At 43.8% G+C, this 25,315-nt stretch carries 31 protein-coding genes and 3 pseudogenes; 12 read left to right on the top strand and 22 right to left on the bottom strand.

Annotated features, from left to right (window positions below):
* Positions 1–44: 44 nt before the first annotated feature.
* The 9 genes from hpaI to EAE89_RS13135 form a co-directional block, all read right to left on the bottom strand.
* The gene (hpaI, locus tag EAE89_RS13175; protein WP_214086021.1) at positions 45–851 is read right to left on the bottom strand and encodes a 4-hydroxy-2-oxoheptanedioate aldolase; all 807 of its coding nucleotides are present in this window, start codon (positions 849–851) and stop codon (positions 45–47) included.
* Between the two features lie 11 nt (positions 852–862).
* A complete protein-coding gene (gene hpaH / locus EAE89_RS13170; protein WP_054477748.1) occupies positions 863–1,666 on the bottom strand; it encodes a 2-oxo-hept-4-ene-1,7-dioate hydratase in 804 nt (267 codons plus the stop codon).
* A 4-nt stretch (positions 1,667–1,670) separates the two neighbouring features.
* Positions 1,671–3,143, bottom strand: a complete 1,473-nt coding sequence (locus tag EAE89_RS13165) for an NAD-dependent succinate-semialdehyde dehydrogenase (RefSeq protein WP_172910077.1) — start codon at positions 3,141–3,143, stop codon at positions 1,671–1,673.
* Entirely contained in the window at positions 3,133–4,362 is a 1,230-nt protein-coding gene (locus EAE89_RS13160) for a Bcr/CflA family multidrug efflux MFS transporter (RefSeq protein ID WP_214086020.1), read from the bottom strand. Before EAE89_RS13160 ends, EAE89_RS13165 begins: the two co-directional genes overlap by 11 nt.
* Before the next feature lie 2 nt (positions 4,363–4,364).
* The gene (locus EAE89_RS13155; protein WP_214086019.1) at positions 4,365–4,751 is read right to left on the bottom strand and encodes a 5-carboxymethyl-2-hydroxymuconate Delta-isomerase; all 387 of its coding nucleotides are present in this window, start codon (positions 4,749–4,751) and stop codon (positions 4,365–4,367) included.
* Positions 4,752–4,754: 3 nt separating this feature from the next.
* Positions 4,755–5,630: a 3,4-dihydroxyphenylacetate 2,3-dioxygenase gene (gene hpaD, locus EAE89_RS13150; RefSeq protein WP_149616872.1), complete on the bottom strand. Its 876-nt coding sequence runs from the start codon at positions 5,628–5,630 to the stop codon at positions 4,755–4,757.
* 64 nt (positions 5,631–5,694) lie between these two features.
* Positions 5,695–7,161 carry a 5-carboxymethyl-2-hydroxymuconate semialdehyde dehydrogenase gene (hpaE, locus tag EAE89_RS13145; RefSeq protein WP_214086018.1) on the bottom strand — a complete coding sequence of 489 codons (1,467 nt, stop codon included), beginning with the start codon at positions 7,159–7,161 and terminating at the stop codon, positions 5,695–5,697.
* Complete coding sequence (locus EAE89_RS13140) at positions 7,161–7,922, bottom strand: fumarylacetoacetate hydrolase family protein (RefSeq protein ID WP_054477760.1); 762 nt, start codon at positions 7,920–7,922, stop codon at positions 7,161–7,163. The genes hpaE and EAE89_RS13140 overlap by 1 nt, the downstream gene beginning before the upstream one ends.
* Positions 7,919–8,551, bottom strand: a complete 633-nt coding sequence (locus EAE89_RS13135; RefSeq protein WP_214086017.1) for a fumarylacetoacetate hydrolase family protein — start codon at positions 8,549–8,551, stop codon at positions 7,919–7,921. Before EAE89_RS13135 ends, EAE89_RS13140 begins: the two co-directional genes overlap by 4 nt.
* Before the next feature lie 453 nt (positions 8,552–9,004).
* On the opposite strand from EAE89_RS13135, the gene hpaR reads away from it, so the two are divergent.
* A complete protein-coding gene (gene hpaR, locus EAE89_RS13130) occupies positions 9,005–9,442 on the top strand; it encodes a homoprotocatechuate degradation operon regulator HpaR (protein WP_054477764.1) in 438 nt (145 codons plus the stop codon).
* A gap of 122 nt (positions 9,443–9,564) precedes the next feature.
* Positions 9,565–10,134 carry a type II secretion system F family protein gene (locus EAE89_RS13125; RefSeq protein ID WP_244866434.1) on the top strand — a complete coding sequence of 190 codons (570 nt, stop codon included), beginning with the start codon at positions 9,565–9,567 and terminating at the stop codon, positions 10,132–10,134.
* Positions 10,135–10,275: 141 nt separating this feature from the next.
* On the opposite strand, the gene nadS is transcribed toward EAE89_RS13125, so the two are convergent.
* Together nadS and EAE89_RS13115 are read right to left on the bottom strand one after the other, a co-directional pair.
* Complete coding sequence (gene nadS / locus EAE89_RS13120; RefSeq protein ID WP_054477766.1) at positions 10,276–10,572, bottom strand: NadS family protein; 297 nt, start codon at positions 10,570–10,572, stop codon at positions 10,276–10,278.
* An 80-nt stretch (positions 10,573–10,652) separates the two neighbouring features.
* On the bottom strand, positions 10,653–10,976 hold the full coding sequence (locus tag EAE89_RS13115) for a type II toxin-antitoxin system RelE/ParE family toxin (protein WP_054477768.1): 324 nt from the start codon (positions 10,974–10,976) through the stop codon (positions 10,653–10,655).
* A gap of 210 nt (positions 10,977–11,186) precedes the next feature.
* On the opposite strand from EAE89_RS13115, the gene EAE89_RS13110 reads away from it, so the two are divergent.
* Positions 11,187–11,642: a hypothetical protein gene (locus EAE89_RS13110; protein WP_214086016.1), complete on the top strand. Its 456-nt coding sequence runs from the start codon at positions 11,187–11,189 to the stop codon at positions 11,640–11,642.
* 2 nt (positions 11,643–11,644) lie between these two features.
* Entirely contained in the window at positions 11,645–12,469 is an 825-nt protein-coding gene (locus EAE89_RS13105) for a TIGR03759 family integrating conjugative element protein (protein WP_244866431.1), read from the top strand.
* On the opposite strand, the gene EAE89_RS13100 is transcribed toward EAE89_RS13105, so the two are convergent.
* The 4 genes from EAE89_RS13100 to EAE89_RS13085 form a co-directional block, all read right to left on the bottom strand.
* The gene (locus tag EAE89_RS13100) at positions 12,415–12,849 is read right to left on the bottom strand and encodes a regulatory protein RecX (RefSeq protein ID WP_054480723.1); all 435 of its coding nucleotides are present in this window, start codon (positions 12,847–12,849) and stop codon (positions 12,415–12,417) included. The two genes, EAE89_RS13105 and EAE89_RS13100, sit on opposite strands and share 55 nt — an antisense overlap.
* Positions 12,846–14,240, bottom strand: a complete 1,395-nt coding sequence (locus EAE89_RS13095; protein ID WP_054480725.1) for a DUF6880 family protein — start codon at positions 14,238–14,240, stop codon at positions 12,846–12,848. Before EAE89_RS13095 ends, EAE89_RS13100 begins: the two co-directional genes overlap by 4 nt.
* Positions 14,241–14,299: 59 nt before the next feature.
* The gene (locus EAE89_RS13090) at positions 14,300–14,881 is read right to left on the bottom strand and encodes a recombinase family protein (RefSeq protein WP_214086015.1); all 582 of its coding nucleotides are present in this window, start codon (positions 14,879–14,881) and stop codon (positions 14,300–14,302) included.
* Positions 14,882–15,452: 571 nt separating this feature from the next.
* Complete coding sequence (locus tag EAE89_RS13085; protein ID WP_149616867.1) at positions 15,453–15,980, bottom strand: hypothetical protein; 528 nt, start codon at positions 15,978–15,980, stop codon at positions 15,453–15,455.
* Between the two features lie 136 nt (positions 15,981–16,116).
* Here EAE89_RS13085 and EAE89_RS13080 point away from each other — a divergent pair.
* A pseudogene (locus EAE89_RS13080) lies at positions 16,117–16,276 on the top strand (ribbon-helix-helix domain-containing protein); the annotation flags it as partial.
* A gap of 794 nt (positions 16,277–17,070) precedes the next feature.
* Here EAE89_RS13080 and EAE89_RS13075 read toward each other — a convergent pair.
* Positions 17,071–17,691: a TetR/AcrR family transcriptional regulator gene (locus EAE89_RS13075; protein ID WP_214086014.1), complete on the bottom strand. Its 621-nt coding sequence runs from the start codon at positions 17,689–17,691 to the stop codon at positions 17,071–17,073.
* A gap of 140 nt (positions 17,692–17,831) precedes the next feature.
* On the opposite strand from EAE89_RS13075, the gene EAE89_RS13070 reads away from it, so the two are divergent.
* Positions 17,832–18,542: a Tm-1-like ATP-binding domain-containing protein gene (locus tag EAE89_RS13070; RefSeq protein ID WP_244866429.1), complete on the top strand. Its 711-nt coding sequence runs from the start codon at positions 17,832–17,834 to the stop codon at positions 18,540–18,542.
* Positions 18,543–19,171: 629 nt separating this feature from the next.
* Complete coding sequence (locus EAE89_RS13065) at positions 19,172–19,408, top strand: helix-turn-helix domain-containing protein (protein WP_165578108.1); 237 nt, start codon at positions 19,172–19,174, stop codon at positions 19,406–19,408.
* A 514-nt stretch (positions 19,409–19,922) separates the two neighbouring features.
* Here EAE89_RS13065 and EAE89_RS13060 read toward each other — a convergent pair.
* Together EAE89_RS13060 and EAE89_RS13055 are read right to left on the bottom strand one after the other, a co-directional pair.
* Positions 19,923–20,108, bottom strand: a pseudogene (locus EAE89_RS13060) (transposase domain-containing protein); the annotation flags it as partial.
* 199 nt (positions 20,109–20,307) lie between these two features.
* Positions 20,308–20,928, bottom strand: coding sequence for a TetR/AcrR family transcriptional regulator (locus tag EAE89_RS13055; protein WP_214086013.1), 621 nt, complete (start codon positions 20,926–20,928; stop codon positions 20,308–20,310).
* 140 nt (positions 20,929–21,068) lie between these two features.
* Between EAE89_RS13055 and EAE89_RS13050 the strand changes: the two genes are divergently transcribed.
* The 3 genes from EAE89_RS13050 (at position 21,069) to EAE89_RS13040 (ending at position 23,426) form a co-directional block, all read left to right on the top strand.
* Complete coding sequence (locus tag EAE89_RS13050; protein ID WP_214086012.1) at positions 21,069–22,313, top strand: Tm-1-like ATP-binding domain-containing protein; 1,245 nt, start codon at positions 21,069–21,071, stop codon at positions 22,311–22,313.
* Positions 22,297–23,127 (top strand): phosphoenolpyruvate hydrolase family protein, encoded by an 831-nt coding sequence (locus EAE89_RS13045; RefSeq protein WP_149617587.1) that lies wholly within the window; start codon positions 22,297–22,299, stop codon positions 23,125–23,127. Before EAE89_RS13050 ends, EAE89_RS13045 begins: the two co-directional genes overlap by 17 nt.
* 110 nt (positions 23,128–23,237) lie before the next feature.
* Positions 23,238–23,426 (top strand): hypothetical protein, encoded by a 189-nt coding sequence (locus EAE89_RS13040; RefSeq protein ID WP_149617588.1) that lies wholly within the window; start codon positions 23,238–23,240, stop codon positions 23,424–23,426.
* 157 nt (positions 23,427–23,583) lie between these two features.
* Here EAE89_RS13040 and EAE89_RS13035 read toward each other — a convergent pair whose 3' ends face one another.
* The gene (locus EAE89_RS13035; RefSeq protein WP_054481439.1) at positions 23,584–23,790 is read right to left on the bottom strand and encodes a hypothetical protein; all 207 of its coding nucleotides are present in this window, start codon (positions 23,788–23,790) and stop codon (positions 23,584–23,586) included.
* Between EAE89_RS13035 and EAE89_RS13030 the strand changes: the two genes are divergently transcribed.
* Positions 23,776–23,988 carry a hypothetical protein gene (locus tag EAE89_RS13030; protein ID WP_054481438.1) on the top strand — a complete coding sequence of 71 codons (213 nt, stop codon included), beginning with the start codon at positions 23,776–23,778 and terminating at the stop codon, positions 23,986–23,988. The genes EAE89_RS13035 and EAE89_RS13030 overlap by 15 nt on opposite strands.
* A 162-nt stretch (positions 23,989–24,150) precedes the next feature.
* Here EAE89_RS13030 and EAE89_RS13025 read toward each other — a convergent pair whose 3' ends face one another.
* Both EAE89_RS13025 and EAE89_RS24010 read right to left on the bottom strand, forming a co-directional pair.
* Entirely contained in the window at positions 24,151–24,309 is a 159-nt protein-coding gene (locus EAE89_RS13025; RefSeq protein ID WP_161804253.1) for a hypothetical protein, read from the bottom strand.
* 202 nt (positions 24,310–24,511) lie between these two features.
* Complete coding sequence (locus tag EAE89_RS24010; RefSeq protein ID WP_262500095.1) at positions 24,512–24,643, bottom strand: hypothetical protein; 132 nt, start codon at positions 24,641–24,643, stop codon at positions 24,512–24,514.
* Positions 24,644–24,811: 168 nt separating this feature from the next.
* Here EAE89_RS24010 and EAE89_RS24395 point away from each other — a divergent pair, with 168 nt between their 5' ends.
* On the top strand, positions 24,812–25,165 hold the full coding sequence (locus EAE89_RS24395; protein WP_054481436.1) for an Abi family protein: 354 nt from the start codon (positions 24,812–24,814) through the stop codon (positions 25,163–25,165).
* Positions 25,166–25,201: 36 nt separating this feature from the next.
* Here EAE89_RS24395 and EAE89_RS13015 read toward each other — a convergent pair.
* Positions 25,202–25,315 (bottom strand): annotated as a pseudogene (locus EAE89_RS13015) (IS5/IS1182 family transposase); the annotation flags it as partial.

Here is a 25,315-nt window from a genome sequence, read left to right as displayed (position 1 = left end):
AAGCTGGTTGAGTAAGTCGGTTGTTAATATTGTGATTGTTGAGACTAATAAACACTGGATGAAGGTGCTGCTGGAAGATCCTTACCCGCACCAAATCGTGCAGCCAGCGTTTCTGCGGCACGAGCCAGTAAAGTTGTATCAATACCAACAGCAACAAAGAGGGCGCCGAGTTTCAGGTAATGCTCAGCAACATCAGGCGCTGACATCAGAATGCCCGGTGCTTTACCCGCCGCTTTGATTTGAACGATTGCTTGCTCAATTGCGGCTTTTACTTCAGGGTGATGCGGATTATTGACAAAGCCCATATCAGAACTTAGATCTGCTGGACCGATAAAAACACCATCGATACCTTCTACTTCGAGGATCTCCGGCAAGTTACGTAGTGCTTCACGGGTTTCTACCTGAATCAGGACACACATTTCATCGTTGGCTCGATGCAGATAATCAGGAATTCTGTTCCAGTGGGAAGCTCTTGCTAAAGCACTACCCACACCACGGATACCCGCCGGTGGGTAGCGAGTTGCTCGAACCGCCTCGTAAGCCTGCTCCGCGTTTTGTATCATGGGGATTAATAAAGTTTGCGCGCCCACATCCAGTAGCTGCTTGATGATCACCAGATCATTCCAGGGTGGGCGGACAATGGGATGGCTTGGATAAGGGGCAATGGCTTGCAATTGGCTTAGAATCGTTTGAACGTCGTTTGGCGCATGCTCGCCATCAATCAATAGCCAATCGAAACCGGCTCCGGCCAGTAATTCTGCACTGTAGGAGCTGCAAAGCCCCAGCCATAAACCAATTTGTGGGCGGCCTTCTTTTAACGCTTGCTTAAATTTATTGGTTAACCGATCCATATTTTTCCTCTTTAAACAAAACGGCAGCTAATAGAACCGATGTGGCCGTAATCCACATGGAAAGTATCGCCTTTACGTGCCGGAACTGGGCGAGTAAAAGAGCCACCAAGGATGATTTGCCCTGCTTCAAGCTGAACACCATGTGGCGCCAGTTTGTTTGCCAACCATGCGACACCGTTAGCCGGATGATTAAGTACCGCAGCTGCGACACCAGATTCTTCAATCACGCCATTGCGATAGAGCAGGGCGCTGATCCAGCGCAGATCAAATTCTTCTGGTTTAATCGGTCGCCCCCCCATGATCACACCGCCATTAGCGGCATTATCTGAAATAGTATCGAACACTTTGCGCGGACGATGGGTTTCTGGATCGATGTTATGGCAACGGGCATCGATCAATTCCAGTGCCGGAATGACATAATCTGTTGCATTGTAAACATCAAACAGCGTGCAGTTCGGGCCACATAAAGGTTTTGCCAATATGAATGCAAGTTCGACTTCGATACGGGGAACAATAAAGCGATCACAGGGAATATCGCTGCCGTCAGGGAAAAACATATCATCCAACAGAGCACCGTAGTCTGGCTCACTGATCTGCGAACTGGCTTGCATAGCTTTGGAGGTCAGGCCAATTTTATGGCCCTTGAGTACCCGACCTTCCGTAATTTTTAAATCCACCCATTCACGCTGGATGGCATAAGCATCATCAAGGGTTATTTCAGGATGATCCAACGAGATCTGGCGTATTTGTTCACGGCTTTTCTCTGCCTGATGCAGCCGGTGCGCAATCTGTGATATGACTTCTTTCTGTAACATACGGTTAAGCTCCTGTGTCTTCTATGCCACCAAAGCAGAGATATTTCACTTCCAGATAATCTTCAATACCGTAACGTGAGCCTTCACGTCCCAGTCCAGATTGTTTAATGCCACCGAACGGCGCAACTTCATTAGAAATCAAACCTTCATTAATACCTACCATGCCGCTTTCCAGTGCTTCGGCTACCCGGTAGATTCGGCCAATATCACGAGAGTAGAAATACGCAGCCAGACCGAACTCGGTATCATTGGCCAGATGAATAGCTTCTGCTTCGTCACGGAATTTGAATAGTGGCGCAATGGGGCCGAATGTTTCCTCTCGGGAAATAAGCATGGATTCATTGACATCAGCCAGTACGGTAGGTTCGAAGAACAAACCGCCCAGCGCATGGGGTTTCCCGCCAGCCAGTATGCATGCACCATGAGAAACAGCATCACTGATGTGTTCCTGCACTTTATCAATGGCTGCCTGATTGATCAGCGGACCTTGTTGTGATTTGACGTTACTGGCAGGACCAACTTGCAGTGCATTGACTGCTTGTGCCAGACGTTTTGCGAATGTGTCATAAATCGTTTCTTGAACCAGAATACGGTTAGCGCAAACACATGTTTGACCACTGTTGCGGAATTTGGCGGTTAGTGCGCCCTGTACCGCCGCATCAATATCCGCGTCATCAAAAACAATAAATGGTGCATTTCCACCCAGTTCCAGCGATAGCTTTTTCACGGTATCGGCGCTTTGTGCCATCAGTAACTTACCGACACGAGTTGAACCGGTAAAGGAGAGTTTGCGGACAATCGGGTTTTGAGTCAAAACGCCGCCGATGGTTTTCGCATCTATTCCGGTGACAACATTCAATACACCAGCCGGAATGCCGGCTTGTTCAGCCAGCGCCGCCAAAGCTAGAGCTGAAAGTGGTGTTTCTGAGGCGGGTTTCAGTACCACAGTACAGCCGGCTGCCAGTGCAGGGCCAACTTTGCGGGTGATCATGGCATTAGGAAAATTCCACGGTGTGATAGCGGCAACCACACCGATAGGCTGCTTGATAGTGATAAGCCGACGGCCCGGTAGAGGGCTTGGGATGGTTTCACCGTAAGTACGCTTACCTTCTTCTGCAAACCACTCAATGAAATTGGCGCCATAAGCGATTTCTCCCATGGCTTCTGCTTGGGGTTTCCCTTGTTCCAGACTCAGTAATTCAGCGAGGGCTTGTTGATTTTCCATTATTAACTGGAACCAGCGTTGCAGAAGTTGGCTACGTTGCTTAGCGGTCGTTGCTCTCCATGCCGGTAGGGCTTGTTGAGCCGCTTCAATGGCGCGTTCTGTTTCAGCAGAACCCAGATCACTGACTTGTGCAATAACCTCTCCATTTGCTGGGTTAGTCACATTAAAAGTCACTTTGTTATCGGCATCGATCCATTGTCCGTTGATATAAGCTTGCTGACGCAGTAGTGCGATATTGACATTATTTGTCATTGTTTTTTTCTCCGGGAGACACCTGAGTGAGTTGCATCTGTTGGCGAAAAGTTGCCAGTTGCTGGCATAACCAACCTAGTCCAGCGCAAACTGCCATCACAAGGGCCATAGCAAAAGGGGTTTCATCCTGTAATAAAGAAACCGCAACGCTGGCGAGTGCAGCCATAGCGAATTGAGTAGAAATAGCGAGCGCGCTGGCGCTGCCGGCAAATTGACCACGATGTTGAAGTAATAAAGAGAGGCCATTAGTACCAATGGCATTAACCAGCGATATAACCAGTACAACCAAAATAACGATAATAGTAAGATTTTGTTGATAAAAAATAACCAGCAAAATACCAAACAGTAATTGCGCAGTGGTTTGGATCAATAACAGACGGGAAAGGTTGTAAACTTTCAATAACCGGACATTGAGCAACACCATAGCGATCATGCCCAATACGTTACAGCCAAACAGTAATCCGTAATAATTCGCTGGAACCTGAAAATAATTGATATAAACGAAAGGTGAGCCGCTGATAAAAGCGAACATGGCGGCACAAGAGAAAGCGACCGTGCCGATAGTTGCCATTGCTTCACTGTCAGCCAGTAACGTACCGTAATTTTTGAACGTGGTGATAAGCTTTCCTGCGCTATTACTGGCAGGCAGCGTTTCGGGTAATAAAAACAATAATAATAATCCGCTGATACAGCCGACCAGGGTTAGCAGAATAAATATTGCCTGCCAGTTGAAATAGGTTAACAGTAGACCACCGAGTAACGGTGCGATAAGTGGTGCTATCATGGTCACCAAAGTCATGAGTGACAACACCCGCGGTAATTCCTGTGGGCCATAGATATCACGGGCGATAGCTCTGGCCATGACAACCGCAGCACCGCTGCCAAATGCCTGTAATGCGCGGAGTAAAATCAGATGTTCAACTTGTGTCACCTGTGTACACAACATACTGGCGACGACGAATAACACCATACCACTGAGCAACAGTTTTCTTCGCCCTAAACGATCGCTCAATGGGCCATATAACAGCATTCCAATACAGAAACCGATGAAAAATGCGCCCAGGGTATATTGCATCTGCCCTTGTGTTGCTTGTAATTGCCTTGCCATTTCCGGCAAGGCAGGCAGATACATATCAACTGACAGAGGCCCGAATGCTACCAATGAACCTAATAAAGGGATCAACCAGCGCGGGGGATGTTGACTAAAGGGCTTCGGCATCATTATTCCTTACGAAATAAGGCGTGGGCGTTGTTTTGTTTGTAGTTTAATACTGGGTCCAATTCTTCCATCGTAAAAGAGAGAGCGAGATAGCGCTGTGCCATCAGAGAGGCAAAGTATTCTTTGATCAGCGTGAATAACATCTCGCCAACTTGTTGACGGCTTTCAAGACTGCGTCCAGCGCCGATTTTCAACGTCATATGGACGAATGCGTAATCATGTTGACCGTCAGCCATGTGCCAGGTATCCAGCCAGATGGCGCGACTGCGGATTCCTCCCAATGGGAAAATGCCAGTCTTCGCCAAAGCCTGATGCACTTTGCTAAACAATTCTGGCAGATTGGCTTGTTCACGAATATTTTCCGTACATTCAGCATAAAAATGTGGCATAAGTTACTCTATAACGTGATTAGTAATGTAATCAGGCAACGGGAATACAGCATTGACTTGTCCAGTGCCGGAACTAGCAAACAATTCAGTCAGGAATTCCACTTTACCGTCATATTTATCCCAGCCGAGTAAACCCAACAACATCACGGTGTCGTGCATATTGCCTTCGCCATAGCAATAATCTGCATATTCCGGCAGCATCTTGCAGAACTCTTTGAATTTGCCTTCTTTCCAAAGTTGGACAACTCGATGATCCATCTGTTCATCAAATTCGCGGGTATAACTGTTCATTCCTTCTTCTGCACGTTGATCATCAATAAAGCGGTGAGAAAGGGAACCACTGGCTAGCACGGCCACCGTACCATCATATTTTTCAATTGCTTTCAGAATAGCTTCCCCAAGACGACGGCTGTCTTCAAAAGCATGAACGGTACAGAACGCGGAGACAGAGACAACTTTAAAATGTTTGTCACTGTTCATATAGCGCATTGGCACCAGAGTGCCGTACTCCAGTTTCAGACTTGGGATTTCATGTGCTTGAGCTCGCACACCCATATTGCGGGCTTCTTCTGCAATGATTTGCCCAAGTTCAGGATTACCGTCATATTCATAGCTCATATCACGGATAAAGTGTGGCAATTCATTACTGGTGTAAATACCGGCGAAATGGTCGGCACAGTTGATGTGATAGGCACTGTTCACCAACCAGTGCGTATCAAACACGATAATGGTATCGACTCCCATTTCACGGCAACGGCGGCTGATTTCTTTGTGTCCGTCAATAGCTCCCTGACGGCAACCGTGATGTTTCCCCGGTAGTTCAGACAGATACATGGATGGCACATGTGTAATTTTGGCTGCTAACGCTAACTTACCCATAAAATCCTCGCTTGATATCAGGACGGCAAACCGGAATTTGCCGAGGTTAACGCTGATGAATCGGTTACATCCCCCAACGTGGGATTGGGTGATCGCCCATAGAAATACAGACGTTTTTCATCTCAGCAAACACTTCAAAACTGTATTCACCGCCTTCACGACCTGTCCCGGAGGCTTTCACGCCGCCGAATGGTTGACGCAGATCGCGGACGTTCTGGGTGTTAACGAATACCATCCCTGCTTCGATATTACGGGCCAGACGCAATACTTTGCTGACATCTTGCGTCCAGATGTAAGAAGCCAGACCATACTCCACGTCATTAGCAAGACGCAGACCTTCTGCTTCATCTTTGAATGGCAGTAGACAAGCGACAGGGCCGAAGATCTCTTCCTGAGCGACGCGCATACGGTTATCAACATCCGCCAAAACCGTTGGGCGCAGGAAATTACCGCCTTTTAGGTGTTCCGACAAATTAGTCGGTTTATCCGGGCCGCCTGCCAGTAGCGTTGCACCTTCTTCAATCCCCAGACGGATGTAACCGGAGACTTTTTCCCAATGCTGTTTACTGATAAGTGCACCAATCTGCGTGCTTGGATCTTGTGGATCGCCAACCCGCAGGCGATTAGCACGTTCAGCAAAACGTTTAATAAATTCAGGATAGATACTTTCCTGAATGAAAATGCGTGAGCCGGCGGTACAACGTTCACCGTTAATCGAGAAGATCGTAAACAAGGCTGCATCTAGTGCGCGTTCAATGTCGGCATCTTCGAAGATCAAAACCGGCGATTTACCACCCAGTTCCATTGAATATTTTTTCAGGCCAGCATTTTTCATAATCTGGCGGCCTGTTGCAGTACCGCCGGTAAAAGAAACTGCACGTACATCGTGATGTTTCACTAGCGCATCACCGACAGTCGCACCATAGCCTTGAACCACGTTCAGCACACCAGCAGGAATCCCGGCTTCCAGAGCTAATTCACCTAGCCGATTTGCGGTTAATGGAGAAAGCTCTGACATTTTCAAAACAGCGGTATTGCCCAGCGCTAGACAGGGGGCAACTTTCCAAGTGGCTGTCATGAATGGCACATTCCACGGAGAAATCAGAGCACAAACACCGACTGGCTGCACCAGCGTATAGTTGAGCATCTTGTCATCGACCGGATAGGTATGGCCGTTCATTTGCTGACAAATCTCGGCAAAAAAGTTGAAATTGTGAGAAGAGCGTGGAATGAGGACATTTTGTGTCTGATGAATTGGCAGACCAGTATCTTTGGTTTCCATTGCTGCAATTTCAGGCACATTCTCATCAATCAGTTCCCCCAAACGGCGCATCAGACGAGCACGCTCTTTCATTGGCAGGTTAGCCCATTTCGGGAAAGCTTCCTTTGCTGCGGCAACGGCTTGATTAATCTCCTCCTGACCACCAGACGCAACTTCAGCCAGTACTTCGCCGCTTGCAGGGTTTGTGGTTTCAAAATAATCTTTGCTGTTGACGTTTTTGCCGTTGATCCAATGATTAATCATCGTCATTACAAGCTCTCCTCATATTCTTGTTGACTGACAATACGGTTGACCAGACGCCCAACACCTTCAACCTCAACAATAACTTCATCTCCCGGTATCACATCAGCCAGCCCTTTAGGGGTACCAGTGGCGATCATGTCTCCGGGTTGCAGTGTCATAAAGTCACTCAGATAAGCGATCAGAAAGGGAATATCGAAGATCAGATCGGCAGTTGTACCGCGTTGACGCAGTTCACCATTGACCCAGGTGCTTAATGTCAGATTATGGGGATCGGGGACATCGGCTTTATCTGTGATCCAAGGGCCAATAGGCGTCAGTGTATCGCGGCTTTTGACACGGAGATTAGGGCGATAATAGTTTTCCAGATAGTCACGGATCGCATAATCGTTACAGACAGTGTATCCAGCGACATAATCCATGGCATATTCTTTGGCGACTTTATGGGCGGTTTTGCCGATGACAACAACCAGCTCAGCTTCATAATGCATGTATTCCACATTATCAGGGCGAACGGAAAACTGGTGATGACCGGTCAGGGTATTGAACGCTTTGATAAAAACCAGCGGCTCTTCTGGTGGCTTAAATTCAAGTTCAGTAGCGTGATCAGCATAGTTCAAACCGAGGGCAAATAGCGTGCCATTTGCTGGTGGTAGCCATTGCACGGATTTACTATTGACTTTACTGCCATCTGGCAGACAGATATTTTCCTGATCATCAACAGTAACATTCAGATCTTGCCCCTGATAACGGACTCTTGCGTGCTTCATGCTTTTTCTCCTGCTTGCACAACCTGATTCTCCAGTGATGGGAAACCTGTTGCCCGGATGACAACCTTGTCACCTGGTTTGATGGATACACGTTGGTGTGGCGTTCCAAGCAGGATCACATCACCTTCTTGCAGTGTTGCGAAATCACTTAATGCCGTGACTAATTCTGTGGCTGAGCGCACCAGATCTTTTGTTGACCAGCGATCAACTTCCTGGTCATTAATTTCAGTAATGATATCCAGCACATTAATTGATTCTGGATTCGCCATTTGACCTATAGGGCAAAAACCATCACGACACTTAGCTTTAATGGCTGGGCGATAGAAAGCTGTTTCAGGCAGGCTGACTTCATTCGCTAATGCATAACCTGCGATATATTCGGCTGCATTTTCAATAGTGATTTTGCGGGCAGTTTTACCTATTACTAGTGCCAGTGTTGCACCGCTCTGAACTTCTTCACCTATAGGATGGGGAATAACGTCATTGGAGGTAATAACCGTATTCCTTGGCTTAATAAACCATACAGGTGTCTTAGGTAGGGCTTTATAAGGTTCTTGCTGAAATGAGTCATGCCAGAAATCTACCTGGCTCTGATGATTGAGGGCTACGGCGAACACAGTGCCTTTCATTAACAACTCCTCATAAACTTAAGCAGACAGTTTTAAGATGCATTTATTAATATATTAATAAACCATAAGTCGTTTTGTTGCAATACGCCAATGTTTTTGTTAATTTTAATTGTGATCTTGGTAACAATTTCTTTGCTAAATTTGTTTTTTATCGTTATTAATCAATTGGTTAATATTTTTTTAAATAAAAATTTTATTTTTGCATTAACTTCTTATTAACCTTGCATTGGCATTTTATTTTTGTTTATTTATTAATATCTTTATGATTTTTTCTTTGTGGTTGGTGGTAGGACGTGCTAGTCTTTTTTTGTTGTGGTTATAAAATGGCATATATACCCAATAGATTTCAAATTGCAGCGCGGCGGCAAGAGAACGCAGCCAACAAAGCAGCAGCTATAGACTCTCGACAGGGAGTAAATCAGTGATTAACTAAGATAAGAGCCTTCATTACTCATGCATGAATCTCTGACAATTGCATTACTCCAGGCGCGGGAAACCGCGATGGGTTTTTTTCGCCCGATCCTCAAGAGTCATAATTTGACTGAACAGCAGTGGCGTATCATTCGCGTACTATCTGATAACCGGTCAATCGATTTTTATGATTTATCTTGTCAGACTTGCATTCTTCGTCCAAGTTTGACTGGAATACTGACACGCATGGAGCGTGATGGATTAATCTTTCGCCTTAAGCCGATGAATGACCAACGCAAACTTTATGTTTCTTTAACGCCAGAAGGGCAGAAACTTTATGAGAAGGCAAAAGAGCAGGTGGAACAGGGATATCAGGCCATTGAAAAAGCTTTTTCACCGGAGAAACTGGCTCAGCTTTTAGTTTTGTTGGAGGAACTGATTGCTGTGGGTGATAATCCACAAGTAAGTATTGATAGGTAAGGAATAAGAGAGGGATTTCACTGCTATAGTCATACTTAATGGGTGAGATTTAACCTCTGGATAGTAGGGGATAGATACATGCCAAAGGTCAGTGGCTTCTTCTGCTGATCACCGCAACAGAATTGGTACCAACGCTAAGAAATATTGCCGATCCGGAAAACGGGCAGGGGATGCTGGCATGGCTGAACGGGATGGCGATATTCTTTGAGCATGCTTTTCTGTGGTGTGGTGTCTTACTGCTCTCTTTTATTGTGGGCGTGGCGTATTCACTACCGCGGTGGGTCAACCGTCTGCGTCGCATTGCGGATCATCTTATCCCCTGGTCGGTCTATAGCGATATTCAGGGGGCTATTTTTTTACTGAACATGGCTTCCCTTTTGCGTGCCCAGGTTCAGACGCTGGATGCGTTAATTATCCTGCAACGCTTTGCATCTCCCTGGTTACAAATTCGTCTGGAGTCTATTGCTGATTGTGTCCGCGAAGGGGATCACTTTGGCCGGGCATTGCATCATTGTGGCTATGACTTTCCGTCAAAGGAAGCGGTGAATTTTCTGTCATTGCTGACGGAAGGTGATGGTACTCCTGACATGATTGGACGCTATGGTGAGCGGTGGCTGGACCAAACCATCGTTCGGGTGAACAGGCGAGCCAATTTTGTCATGTTGTGTTCACTGTTGCTGCAATTATCCTGAAGCAGCACGTCCACATTGTGGATGTTGCCAGTATGACGTTATATCGGAAAGTAACTGCTCAACGCAGTTACTTTCCAAACGTGCATAAAAAACAGCAATCTTTACCTAAACGTTCTAGACAATTAGCAATGCTTTTCTAACTCAAATAGATCTTAACGTGTCTACGATATTCGGATTTTTCTCTATTAAAAATAGCATCTTCAAGGCGGCCCCTGATGGTATTCTCTGGTTTTGTTCCCAACTTTGCACCAGTCTAGTGCTCACCCCTACCATTTCCGCAAACTCGGATTGTTTCATCCCGAAATTTTTGCGGATTAATTTAACATTAGGGATAGCATGACGATGAACATGCTCAGGCTTAGGCTGAAATTCACCGTTTTCTATAGCGACCATCTCATTTACACTACTCAAAAGTTCTTTAAACATGTTTTCTTCCATAATTTATCCTCAATACGTTAGATCATTCCATGAAAATTTAGATATAAAATTGGAGAAGTTAACCGCCTGAAGGCTGCATTTTATTTCATATGTTGAACAGCATTTTTCAATTGTGCTTTCTGATCTTGTGTCAGGTCTTCTTGTACATTTTTCGGATAAATAAACAACAAATACAATCGACCACTTAACGTCCTGACATAGTAAATAACTCGTACCCCACCGCGCTTACCCATTCCTTTGCAACCCCAGCGAATCTTTTTGCACCCACCAGTTTGACTAATCGTGTCGCCATGTTCGTGATACTTCAACAGGTAAGTTTGAAGCTCCTGAAACTCATTATCTTTTATGAGTTCTGCTCTAACCTTACTGAAAGCGGTAGTTTCGATAAATTCCAAATAATCCATCGTAACTTCTCCATGCTGTCTATGATGACATCATACTGACACGTCGTGTTACTTTTCAAGTAAAAAATGACACTGTGTGTTAGTTTGGCCAAATTTAAATCTTTTCAATATATAATATGTGTGGTTTATATTAGGCACTCATTATTGGGGGGGAATTTTCATTTTTTTATGTTGGATTTTTCATCGTCATCCTCTCAAGGATGTTGTGGTATGACAACTGAAATACCTCCTCTGCTGCCGACGTCTGAAGCTGAAATTGACAGCTTACGGCAGGCGGTTTCTCAAAAGATTCAACCCAGGTTGTTGTCGTTAAAAAAATGTCTGAGATATCTGTCAATATTGCTTGTTATTGTCAGCATAGCGTTGCTGGCATTTGTGGTACGGCAGCAACATCATCAGTTAGTAGAATTTCAGTCATTGATGCATTTTCCTGATGAGGTGCAAAAGCTGCATGAACGGCTTGATAAAGCAGATACCAGCTTTGTCTCCCGTCAGGACTGGCAAATGCAAAATGACCGGTTTCATCAGGCATTGATAGCGCAACAGGGCTCCGTTAACGACCAACAGAAACCGCTGGTACAGTCAGTGACTGATTTAAGCCGTGCTCATCAGGCTTTGTTCCAGGTACAAGGGCATCGTCAAACCCTGTCAGTCAATGGAGGGTAATGATGAGAAAAGATTTTTTCAGCCAGAGGAAGGGGTTGGTACTGATTGGCGTTGTTATGTCTCTGTCAGCTTCGGCGGCACAGGTTGCTATTTCTGAACAGACAGAGACGGGAATGAAAGCGACTCAGCAACAGGTCACGCAGGCTGAAAACCACCGTATTCAGGCGCAAATGTGGGGATTGACAGAAGCAGAGTTTCAGCGTTATCAGCAATTGATGCAGGGGCAACGGGGCATTCAGTCTCCTGGACTCGATCCGTTGAGTGCATTGGGCATTGAGGCAGAAACAGTACAAGCGCGTCAACGTTATGCAGAATTGTGGGTTAAACAGGAATATGTTCGTACTGAAAAAGAGTTGGCGTTCCAGCGGGCGGTGGATGCGGCCTGGAAGCGTCTGGCGCCGAATATTTTGCCGGTTAATTTAGGGAAGGGGGACGGAATCGCACAGGGTAATCAAGGGCGGCTGGCGTTATTTGTGAAAGAGGATTGCGCGGCTTGTGATGCCCGGCTGGCTGCTGTCTTGTCAGCTGACCGTGAGGTAGATATTTACCTGGTAGATAGCGAAGGCAACGATGATGTTTTACGTACCTGGGCAGGTAAACATCATATTCCCTCAGAAAAAGTCCGTAGCCGAAAAATCACGCTTAATCATGACAACGGACGCTGGCGACAATTTGGTCAGGGGAAAATGCCGGTCGTACTACAACATGGGGTAATGGGAGTGAAGCTACAATATGACGACATTTGTCTTGGATGGGGCTCTGACAACCATGATCAGCTTAACGCCTCAAATATCATGTCCATCGAAAACCCCTTGTACTGGAGGTAGCGAATCTGTTTGTTTTTTTCTTTGGCTTCTGATACCACCGCATCACCAAATTTACTGACTTTCAGGTCCCTTGCCATGGCATACCAGTCCACATCCACTTTCTCCAGCATCTGCTCGACCAACTCCTGAGAAAAACCTTTTTGCCTGATCTCCTGTTTGATTCTGGCCGGGCCATGTTTTTTTCGAACATGTTTATCAATCAGGTGCGTTATCAGGCGGTTATCATCCAGATAACCACACTCACCCAGTCTCGACAACGCCCTGTCGATATTCTCTCTGTTTTCCGTCATCTTACTCAGAGCCCGTGTCAACTCACCGGATGCGTAATCCCGCCTTGCCAGCAGTGACACCGCGTGGTCATACAGTTCCTGTGATGTCATGAGGCATCTCTGCTGTAGCGTAGGCCGTCCTTTCCTACGGATAATCCTTTGATTTTATCTGTCATCAGTGGCCAGAGTGCGGTTTTACGTTTATGTTGTTCGTAGAGAGTTCTGAGGTAGCCCTCTGTTTCCGGAAGCTGAGGGCAATCCTCCAGACCTTCGCCATAATCGATGGCTTTTTTCATGTCTGAAGCGGCATAGCTGTAATACTTGCTTTTTGATTGCTGAATGTTGTCCTCCACCAAAAAGCGGCGCAAAAGGGTCGCCGTATGCGCATAGCCGTGTTTATGCAGGGTACTGGATAATGTCCGTAAATATGAATGGGTGATATAAGCCAGCGAGTCGGCGAGGTTGTTTTTTGGCGTGCCCATAATGCAGGCGTCGATTAAGTCATACCGTTCAATGTCTGATGCAAAACAGACATATGGCGCTAATCCTGTATCTTTTGCTATTTTCAGGAATGCCGGGCTGTGATCGACATCTTTTTCAGCAGCTTTTGTGTACAGATGATAAAAACGGGTATCACCTTGAAAGGTGAATGCTGTAATACAGTGGGCTTTGGCCTCTTCTTTTCTCCCTTCCTCAATCAGGGCCTGAATGAATAGTTCATTCCATATGATATTATCTGTGATATCCTCATCGTCATTCCGCTGACTTTTTAATACGGCGAGTGCATCATCGGACCGCAGTTCTTCCATAAGTAATCTGGCATAATCAAAATAATGGGTGGAATGGCAAAACTCATCGTTTTTAAACGCCATCGTCAGAAAATCTAGGTCTTTCATTATCATGCTGAGACCCAAAGCTTCCCGGTGGAGTTTTTTTTGATAATACATGTCACGAATTATACGTAAAATATCCGTACCGAGTAAGGCGCGGTATTTTTTAAAGATTTCAATCCCAAAATAAAATTCTCTTTCAACAACGGTGAATATTTTTTTAGCAATGAATGCAGGATCGTTGTTTTTTTGCGCTCCCAGTGATTTCATCCACGCATCCAACAAAATGGTGTAGTAGTCCATCCAACTTCCGCTGGAGGTGTCCACGTTACCGGTGAATTTTTCGAACTCAAGCATCATTTTTACGCTCAGACTTTCCACCTGCTCGGGGAGCGCGTGGGCGATACCCACAAGGGGGGTCGCTATACTGCGTGTCAGCTCGTCAAAAAAGGCATCGGCATCATAGTAATCATAAAAACGTTTGCTTTTGGCGCGTCGGACATACTCCTTCTCGACGGCTTTGAGTACCTCCGCTGCCGATAACAGATACCCGTTCACCAGTGCGTTCCTGGCCTGTTTATTATCCTGTATCAGGTCATGAATGATATTGAGTAGCACGTCATGACCCATCTCTGAAAGCTGTGCGGTTTGTTTTTTTGTTAACGATACCATGAAACTCCTCGTGGGGCAGGCTGTATGAAACACCAGGGCGAATTATTTGCCCCTTCAGGTTATAAAATCATCCCGGCCTTTATTCTGTGAATGGTTTGCCGAGTTGTACTGAACTGACGGGCAACAGCACTGATGCTGTCTCCAGCTTTCAGACGAATGATCACCGCCTGCTGCTGTTCCTCATTTAATGCAGGTGGACGCCCGAAGCGTTTTCCTGCCGCTTTTGCTCTGGCAATACCAGAATGAGTGCGTTCAAGAAGCAAATCACGTTCGAACTCAGCCACCGCCGAAATGACCTGCATGGTCATTTTCCCTGCCGGGCTGGTAAGATCAACTCCGCCCAGCGCCAGGCAGTGAACCCGAATATCTGACTTTGCCAGCAGCTCTACTTTCTTTCGTACGTCCATCGCATTGCGCCCCAGACGGTCAAGTTTGGTGACAATCAGTACGTCGCCATTTTCCATACGATCAAGCAACCGGGCAAAACCGGGACGTTCGCTGGCGGCCACCGAACCGCTGATTTGCTCCTCAATCAGTCGCTGGGGTCTGATGGCAAAACCAGCCGCCTCAATTTCCCTGCGCTGATTTTCGGTGGTCTGTTCGAGAGTGGAGACCCGGCAGTAGGCAAAAACTCGTGACATAGTGAAAATTCCTGTACGTAATGGATGTCCGAATTATATGCATGTACGAAATAAATTATACTTACTTTCGTACATCTTTTGCAGAGGGTGTACGAAACCGCTGGGTTCTGGTCAGCCAACAATCGAGTTATGAACTACGATGAGTTACCCATGATGTAAATGATGTAGAAGTCCATAAGTTGATGTACTGACAGGTAGAACCGACTCTCTGCGAACCTGGTAAATAACCCAGTCTATCAAGACTGTTGAAATAATGAGGGCAGAGAGTGCGGATTTTCATCAGGACTCATTGAAGCCGAATATATGTTTGCGACTACGTTGTCAGAAAAATTTACTCACCCACTTTAATTGAGTTGGTGTCCATATACATTATATTAGGTGACAACTACCTTGAAAAACGCCGTTAAAGGGCGAACGCCTTCGCGGTAATACACATTCAATGATAAAAAAACAAACTGGTGTTGACTATGGGAAGCTCTTATAGTGCTTTAAATTCCGTTTTCTAAAACGACTTGATTTTTAGAAACGCGCCTTTGGCACATAACCAAAGGCGTGTCCTTAACAGTTCGTGTTAGTTGTAGTTTACCCAGCAGTCATAGCTCGAAATGTACGGCGGCTGATACAACCCGCCAGTGATATTTCCGACTTTCATTTGCAGGGTAATCCTACAGTCTGCTGGAACATTCGATCCAGCCGCATTGATAGTGGCCGAGTCGCTGGCTACATCCAGAAATGCTTCCCATGCAGCAGAATTATTCGGGGTGGTGATGAGAAGACGCAACGTGATTTGATTTTGCCAGCCAGACCAATTGACTCGGTCATAGCTACATACAATGGTGCTCACAATTCCTGCTGGAGGCGTCTGTCCGGGAGACAGGGTTGTACCAGAAATATACACCCCGCCTTGAGTTGGTTTAGGACCTATACCAGCGTGATACCAACGTGGTCCGGCTAGTTGCGCGAGACTATCCTCGGCTTCAATTTGCTGTTGTAGTAACTCCAATAGAGATGAATCTTCTTTAGTTAGATCTACTTGGGTCAACGAAACAGTTTGTCCCTCTTTCAACAATATATCAGAGGGAAGAATCAGCTTGCTCATTCATATTCTCCTAACTTATATCTAAAAGATGGTTACGGACATTAAAACATCGTTCGCAAATGCAACACAATCAATGCAGCTCATTAAAAATTAGAAGAGCTAGGATTGAATCCTATTGGTATAAGAGGAGCCAATCGTGAGAACTACCCAGCAAATAAATATTACCCTACCCAACGACATTGAAGTCTAAAGTACGCACTAGTGAATACGCGAAAGAAAGTGAAGTGATTCGTGATGGATTGCGGGTACTGATGGCGCGGGATCGTGCTGTGGAAAGCTGGTTACACAATCAACTTCGTCATGATAATAGTTGTCCTTTCTTTGTGTTGACGGAAACTTACTGATCGATGGTAAAACTAAATCTATATTAGCCAGTACCCGCAATAAACTAAGGGCAGAGAGCATCCTTACTTAGAGTTGGAGTGGAAATATGCCAGAGTGTAAAAGTACGTATCGGTTCTAATGAACGACAACAAAAAGCTAATCAATGCAGGCTTGAACAATTTCAAACACGGATCGCTACTGCGTATTTTCTTCCTCGGAGATCACCCAATAACGGCGTTTTTCAAGGCAGTTGCCGTTCTACTTCAGAGATAAATATCGTCAGGAATACGATAAGGTTCAGGTGCGAATAACAAGCTGTATCGGTGCTGAGCAATGTGTCGCCGTTGCCAAAGAGCTACGGGCATTACAGGGTGATTCAGTGCACGGATAGGTGAAATTCATGAAAATACGCAGCTGGGGCTGTCAGCATAAGTCCACCAGGATATGCAATGAATGAGCGGTGAAGGAAACTGAAATCTTGCCAAATAGACTCAGCTTCTCACATTGCACACGGCATATGATGAGCTACCTGCTCACAACACCACTGACCAGTGCTGGTAATTTACCCAATCGCTATGCTTACTTATTGGAAACATTAAGTATGTTTGAATTATCAACAAAGCTTCCTGACAGAAAATATCCGAGAGTAATGAGGCATAAACCGCAAAAATGCCTGGTAAAAAGAAAGGCCAGTCAGCTTAACTGACTGGCATTAGGGCCTCGTACCCGGTTTTTTTACCCTTTGTGTTAAAAAATGGTCTTCTGATTATTTTAGCTCTTCGTTAATGGCCTGCCGAACAATCAACTTGGCAGCCCAACTCGTTAAGTTGATGATTCCGTCGTTTTCTAAACCAAAAGTGTCTTTCAGAATAGTCATAGCCTCTGTACCATATAAAACTGAAATCAACATAATAATCTTATGTATTGTGTCATCTTTAAGCTGACCTTTTAGCGGCGCTAACGCCGTAGAAAGTGTCTCTTTGCGGTTACTTTTTTTCTTCAAAACAGATCGTTTATGGTTATCTTCACCGGATAAAGATTCCTGCCAGCGTAACTGAGAAATGCGTAAGGCATCCCTCATCAGGGCCTCATTGGTTTCTATTTCTTCATAACCCCATCGTAATAATTTCTCGATATTTTCCTCTGCATCATTGCCCATCGGGGGGATAACGAATGATCCAATAACTTGTTTTACAACGTATTCGACAAAATCACTGTGGGTTGAAAAGTAGCTGCGCAACGTGACCTTCGCATATTCAGCTTCATTAGCAATCTCTTCAGGAGACGGAAATTTTTTTTCTCGATATAACTTCAGAGCTGAATGAGTGATACGTTCCAGGGTACGCCGCCGCACTGGCGACAGATTTTCTTCATCAAACAGGATCATTTAACCCCCTTAAAGTTTTAACCGTATAGCATTCATAATAAAAAATATCACTAATGATAAAAAATAACTTGCATGTTGTAAAATATTACAATAGGTTTACATTCGTCTTTGAACTAGGTATACCACATAGGGTGAACACTATGACGCGATTTGTGGTTGTCGTTGGCACAGCAGACACAAAACTGGACGAACTGGTCTGGTTGAAATATTATTTATACCTCGCAGGAGTTGATTCAATCATCATTGATGTGTTTGCATCAATTCCTGGGAAAAATTATCAGAATAACAAGATAGATATTCATTCACTTCCGGTGGCTGAGTATCATCCCGCTGACACTGTTTTTTGTGACGTGCGGAATAAAGCGATAACCGCGATGTTTGTCGCCCTCACGAATTTCCTGAACAGCTCAATCGACGATATCGCGGGGATGATTGGTATCGGCGGAACAACGCTGATCACTCCGGCTATGCAAAGCCTGCCGATCGGTTTACCTAAAATCATGGTATCAGCGATGATGTCAGGGAATGTCTCGGCCTACGTTAGGGCCAGCGATATTGCCATGTTTTATACGGTAACCGATCTCAACGGACTCAACCGTATTTCTCGTTCAGCCTTGTCTAATGCTGCAAATATGATGGTTGGCTCTGTCAATTATTTTACGCCATTGGCTGATATTCATAAACCCGCTTTAGGGTTGACGATGTTTGGTGTGACAACTCCGTGCATTAATCAGACTAACATTAAAGATTATTTGGTTGTTGTTCGGATTATTACCTGTGAGTTAAGTTTGATTATTGAACCTAAATTAATAAGAAATAAAGTGTTTAAACAAGCTGAAAGCATTTTTTAATATGAAATCCCTTTAATGAAATTTACGATTTTTTATTCTAATTAAAATAAAAAACTGTCTTTACTGTTGATCATCAATGAAATAAAAATATCCATTTAACAATAAGGGTTTTAATGATTTGATATGTCAGAGAATCAGAAAGAAATCTTAAAACGGCTCAGGCGAGATCCATTGATGAAACCAACGGAATTAGCCGATATTTTTTGGATTGGACATTCATGCACTTCAGGGCATAAAGACATTGTTCACTTTGAACAAGGATGCTCAGCTTTAGTCTTGTCCTTAAAATTCACCAATAATCCCAGTTTATCTCACAATAAAGTGAAAAACTTTTTGGAATCAAAATGAAAATTATTTTGGCAGGGTAATAACGCAAAACATTACTTGCAACAGTAATGGGCATGAATGACAAGGACGTTTTTTAGTAATAGTAATTTGATCAATAACTAGGAATCATGGTCCTGTGTTCATGGACATTGGTAAGAAATTTTTTGCCGATGTGTCTGTTATTAGCCTTTTCATGGCGGTTCTGGTGGGAGAGGTTTTGGTTTTACTCGCCGGAAATGAACACTGATTCATGCATCCTATTTGAATAGCCACCATAAATCAATTAGGGGAAGTAAACAGAGATGATAACGACTCAAAATGACTGGCATCCGGCAGATATTATTGCTGCATTGCGTAAACGCGGCACCACACTTGCCGCATTATCAAGGGAATCGGGCCTGAGTCCATCGACACTATCTAATGCATTAATACGCCGGTGGCCTAAAGGGGAGAGGATTATTGCGGACAGACTAGGAGTACATCCTTCAGAAATTTGGCCAAGTCGATATTTTAATCAGAACGGGGATCTCATTAAGTAAAATTTTCGAAATTATTTGAATAACAGCACTAATGATAATAGTCGATATGCTATCCAATTCTAATTTAAATTCACCATGATTTTTGTGTATTCAGAGGGGGTACTATAAAAAAATAGGTTTCATTAGATCAAGCTATGCATATATCAGGTCTGGCAACTTCTTTATATGAGGTGATCCTTGAAAAAATAACTAAAGAATGTTCATAACCCTTATCGGGTCTTATTACACTGGCGTGTGATATAAATCAAGAAATTTATCGTACTCTTATCGCATATAATGAGGAAAGAGATGCTAATGTTATTAATAATCCAGGGTTGGTTAAAACTCTTTTAAAAATTCACATGAGAAAGTTGTAAATATAATTTAAGCGCTACCTTTGAACCTTTATTGATATCTCTTAATCAAGGTCGGGAGCGCTTTCTTTGGTAATAACTCTGATTTATTAATAGTGATGAATATTCAAATACTCCCGCTCCCCTATGTAAGCAGCACATTCAAACCATATTGACGGTGGCTAAGAAGTGAGATCGACCCGTTCATGCACCCGGTTTGCAGGCCAGTCCACAATATGACTAATGACATGGCGTAACCAGACCTCGGGATCCACTTTCTTTAGCCGACAGGTACCGATAAGACTGTACAGAAGGGCCGCTCGTTCGCCACCTTTGTCAGCGCCGGTGAAGAGCCAGATGGTACGACCTTTATATCATCACTTTAATTTTCTTGGTCGAAAACTCTGTTTTCCGAACAGGCATTGAGTTCAATGTTTTTATCCAGAACTCAGGTTATATCTAATCTAATCAGAGGATTGGTAACAAAAATTATCGGTACCAAAAGAAACTTTTACCGGGCCTTGTGCCCGGTTTCTTTACTCTTTGTGTTAAAAAATGATCTTCTGATTATTTTAGCTCCTCATTAATGGCCTGCCGAACAATCAACTTGGCAGCCCAACTCGTTAAGTTGATGATTCCGTCGTTTTCTAAACCAAAAGTGTCTTTCAGAATAGTCATAGCCTCTGTACCATATAAAACTGAAATCAACATAATAATCTTATGTATTGTGTCATCTTTAAGCTGACCTTTTAGCGGCGCTAACGCCGTAGAAAGTGTCTCTTTGCGGTTACTTTTTTTCTTCAAAACAGGTCGTTTGTCGTTATCTTCGCCGGATAAAGACTCCTGCCAGCGTAACTGAGAAATGCGTAAGGCATCCCTCATCAGGGCCTCATTGGCTTCGATTTCTTCATAACCCCATCGTAATAATTTCTCAATATTTTCTTCTGCATCATTGCCCATCGGGGGAATAACGAATGATCCAATGACTTGTTTTACAACGTATTCGACAAAATCACTGTGGGTTGAAAAATAGCTGCGCAACGTGACCTTCGCATATTCAGCTTCATTAGCAATCTCTTCAGGAGACGGAAATTTTTTTTCACGATATAACTTCAGAGCTGAATGAGTGATACGTTCCAGGGTACGACGCCGGACTGGTGACAAATTTTCTTCATTAAACAGGATCATTTAACCCCCTTAAAGTTTTAACCGTATAGCATTCACAGTAATAAATATCACTAATGATAAAAAATAACTTGAATGTTGTAAAATATTACAATAGGTTTACATTCGTCTTTGAACTAGGTATGCCACATGGGGTGAACACTATGACGCGATTTGTGGTTGTCGTTGGCACAGCAGACACAAAACTGGACGAGCTGGTCTGGTTGAAATATTGTTTACACCTCGCAGGAGTTGATTCAATCATCATTGATGTGTCTACATCAATTCCTGGGAAAAATTATCAGAATAACAAGATAGATATTCATTCACTTCAGGTGGCTGAGTATCATCCCGCTGGCGCTGATCCCGTTTTTTGTGGCGTACGGAATAAAGCGATAACCGCGATGTCTGTCGCCCTCACGCATTTCCTGAACAGTTCAATCGACGATATCGCGGGAGTGATTGGTATCGGCGGCTCAGGCGGAACAGCGCTGATTACGCCGGCTATGCAGAGCCTGCCGATCGGTTTGCCTAAAATCATGGTATCAACGATGGCGTCAGGAAATGTCTCGGCCTACGTCAGGGCCAGCGATATTGCCATGCTTTATACAGTAACCGATCTCAACGGACTCAACCGTATTTCTCGTTCAGTCTTGTCTAATGCTGCAAATATGATGGCGGGCTCTGTCAATTATTTTACGCCATTGACTGATATTCATAAACCCGCTTTAGGGTTGACGATGTTTGGTGTGACGACGCCGTGCATTAATCAGCTCACGACTGAGTTAAATACTCAATACGATTGCTTGGCTTTTCATGCTACCGGCAATGGTGGAACAAGCATGGAGAAATTGGCTAAGGACGGCGAATTAGTTTGTGTTTTAGATATTACATTAACAGAAATTGCCGATCTGTTATTTGGGGGTGTTTTGGGTTGTCCTGACACACGTTTAGACGTCATTGCAAAAAAAGCTATTCCGTGGATCGGCAGTGCTGGTGCTTTGGACATAGTTAACTTTGGTGCAAAGGACACCATTCCAGAACGCTACAGCAACAGGCTATTTTTTGATCACAACTCTCAGGTGACATTGATGCGAACCACACCTGAAGAAAACTATCAGCTTGGTATCTGGATAGGGAACAAACTTAATAAGTGTGATGGACCTATTCGATTCATTATTCCGGAAGGCGGATTCTCTGCACTAGATTGCCCTGAACAACCTTTTTATTTACCTGCATCAACACAGGCTTTCTGTCATGGACTAAAAAAAACAATAAAACAAACAGAATTACGAAAAGTTATAAAAACACCTTTTCACATCAATTCACCACAATTTTGTGCTCTTGTAATACAACAATTCAAGGAAATTGTAGAACACCAGGGAATTTCTTATGCAGAAAAAATATAATCAGATTATTGAAACTATAAGACAAAAAGTCGAACGTAACGAAACTATTATTGGCGCGAGTGCAGGCTCTGGTCTTTCGGCGCGTTGCGAAGAAGCAGGAGGGGCCGACCTCATTGTCATATATAATTCTGGCCGCTTCAGAATGGCGGGCAGAGGATCATTGGCCGGATTAATGCCATACGGTAATGCAAATGAAATTGTCAGAGAAATGGGTAATGAAATATTACCGATAGTTAAGGAAACACCTGTATTGGCGGGTGTCTGTGGTACTGATCCATTCTGTAATTTATCTCTTTTCCTGGATGAACTGAAGGCACAAGGTTTTGCTGGTATTCAGAACTTCCCAACGGTAGGACTTATTGATGGAAAGTTCAGAAAAAACCTGGAAGAAACAGGCATGGGCTATGCACTGGAGGTGAAGCTTATTCTCCTGGCACATGAAAAAGGAATGATGACCACGCCTTATGTTTTCAATGAAAAAGAGGCTGAGGCTATGGCACAAGCAGGTGCTGATATCATCGTCGTACATCTGGGGCTAACCATTGGCGGTGATATTAGTGCTAATACATCATATGATCTGAAATCTTGTATACCAATCATTAACGCTTGTGCTTCGGCAGCTAAAGCTATCCGAAATGACATTATTACTTTATGTCACGGTGGCCCAATTTTAGAACCGGAAGATGTCGCCTATATTATGGCTCATTGCCCCAATTGCCATGGGTTCTATGGTGCTAGTTCAATGGAACGTTTGCCAACAGAACAGGCCATCAAACACACTATCCAGAAATTTAAAGAAATTAATCGGGGTTAGTGAGAATTATACGTAAGCTACGTGGAAACTTAGTACTACAACCGTAATATTTGTTACGTTATGATGACGCATTGTTTTCTTTTCCTCAAAAATACGGGAAGATGCCCAATATGTCATCCTACCGGTCCGCAACAACTCAGTCTCGTTTGTCTCCGAGGGCTTACTCCGCGATGTTAATGAAAAAATGGCGGACAACTGGCTGGACAGAAGCCCCTACACCAGATGGCATTCAATACTTTTTTGAACGTGCTGATCGAGGCAAAAACAGCCCTCAATATTCTACGTCTAGTGCGTGCTGATGCCGGGCAAAGTGCACGGTGACGACATCTCGATGCCAGTTCAGACCTCGGGAAAGGGAAAAATCAGCTCTGATGAGTATCGAACACCCTGTCGGCGATAGTTTATGCCTTTAAACCGGAAAACCATCCAAAAATTTTCCGGTTTCATTTGACAAAGCTATTTTATCTCGTTTTTCGAAGTTCTACGACGATATTCACCACTCGCTTTTTCATACATGGTAAACAGCATCGGTAATAGAGAACTCAGCGCTGATAGGCTATGCCCAAGCTGACACAAACTCTCTGGAATAAATTCATGGATATTATTACTGGCAAACGACAACATTGAGTCACCAAGAAAAGTTACACCATGACAAATGCCCATATTAACGCCTTAAATCTATGCGAAGTAGATAAGCTTATAAAATTAATTCACCGTAAAGGTATTGAAGGGCTATTAACAATGGCTCATGAAAAGCAAGATATCAAGGATGCCATTGATAAGCTTCATATTAGATCAAGCTTGAAACAAGCAATCAAAATGGCTCTTGCTGGGGATGAATCCCTTTCAATTCTCACTTAGTCAAGCGAATAGCCAGATAAAAATGCAGTACATTGAGAAACAGCACGGAGAACTGAGTGTATGGGTCTGTGTAAAACACCCGAAGAATAATTACGAACTAGGTAAACCAACCTAAAAGCTCACCACCACTCAAAAGGAAGTCACAGACAAAGCTTTATCAAGCTAACGAAAAGAACAGCACTCAACGATAACAGGACGTTTCGTTAACGTACCTGTACGTTCAGCCAGATCAAAAGCAGCCCTAGCTCGACGCATGCCTTCAATTTTGCGTTCTTTTACGGACATTTGCTTAAGTTCAGAAATTCGGCGTTTTGATTGCATAACCTTCCTCTATCATCATTTAGTACTATAGTTATAAAAGCCAAAAATCTGTGTTTTTCTGATGTTCACGATGCTGAGAAACCGCATGACTTAAAGCTTTCCTATGAATGTACCTTCTGTTGAGACAAAAAAGATGTACAATTTATAGTACTAACAAATACCAGTAAATAGGATTTCCGTATACTAATTTTTGCCTTCTTAATTAAAAAGAACGAGAAAACCCCAGTTGATTTCTCAACTGGGGTTTATCCCGAATATCTTTCGGCATCAGCAGCATGATTTCCATCATCTGTGACCCTAGCACCTTGCTGGCGGCAATAGCCACAATCAGCAACAAGTATCCTACAGCAACAAACAGATAGCATCAAACACCCTACTGTTAAGGCAAAAACCCATTGATATGCTATTGACATCTTTCTCTTCTCTGGTAACACAAGTATCGACAACGCTCGCTACCTTCCTCCGGGAACGTAAGCGGGTTTTTTTTATGGAATCTTAAATCATGGTTCATATCCCCTACGCAAAGTCGCATCGTAAACCTATAGACCTTATTAGTGATTTAGAGGAAAAGGGGCTAAATTTCAAAAATAAAGCATTAGCTGAACACATATTATCATTTATCAGCTATTATCGTTTTAAAATTTACCTATTCCAGTTCATGTATCAAGATGAAGAAGGGAAAAAGCAATTTCGTGATGGCATTTTTTTTGAAAACGGCCTTGATATTTATCGTTTCGATGAATCATTACGCAATTACATATTTCGCATAATTTCTCGACTCGAAATAAAATTTCGCAGTAGGCTAGATCATACTATATCAGAATATACCCAAGAAACTTCAAGATGCAGTTTTTAGCACCTGAAAATGGTCGTTAATTCTAGGTAGTGTCCCTTAATTATATAATCTCCGGCAAAAGAGTCGAATACAGCCTAATTTCACCATCGACAGATAGTTTCGTGCTGTTTTTTCATAGCGTGTTGCAATACGTCGATTACCTTTCAAAAA

It is taken from the genome of Photorhabdus heterorhabditis, from assembly GCF_018448905.1.
Taxonomy (GTDB): Bacteria; Pseudomonadota; Gammaproteobacteria; order Enterobacterales; family Enterobacteriaceae; genus Photorhabdus; species Photorhabdus heterorhabditis.
The sequence above is the reverse complement of the archived record's forward strand: the minus strand, read 5'-3'. Positions and strand labels throughout refer to the sequence as shown.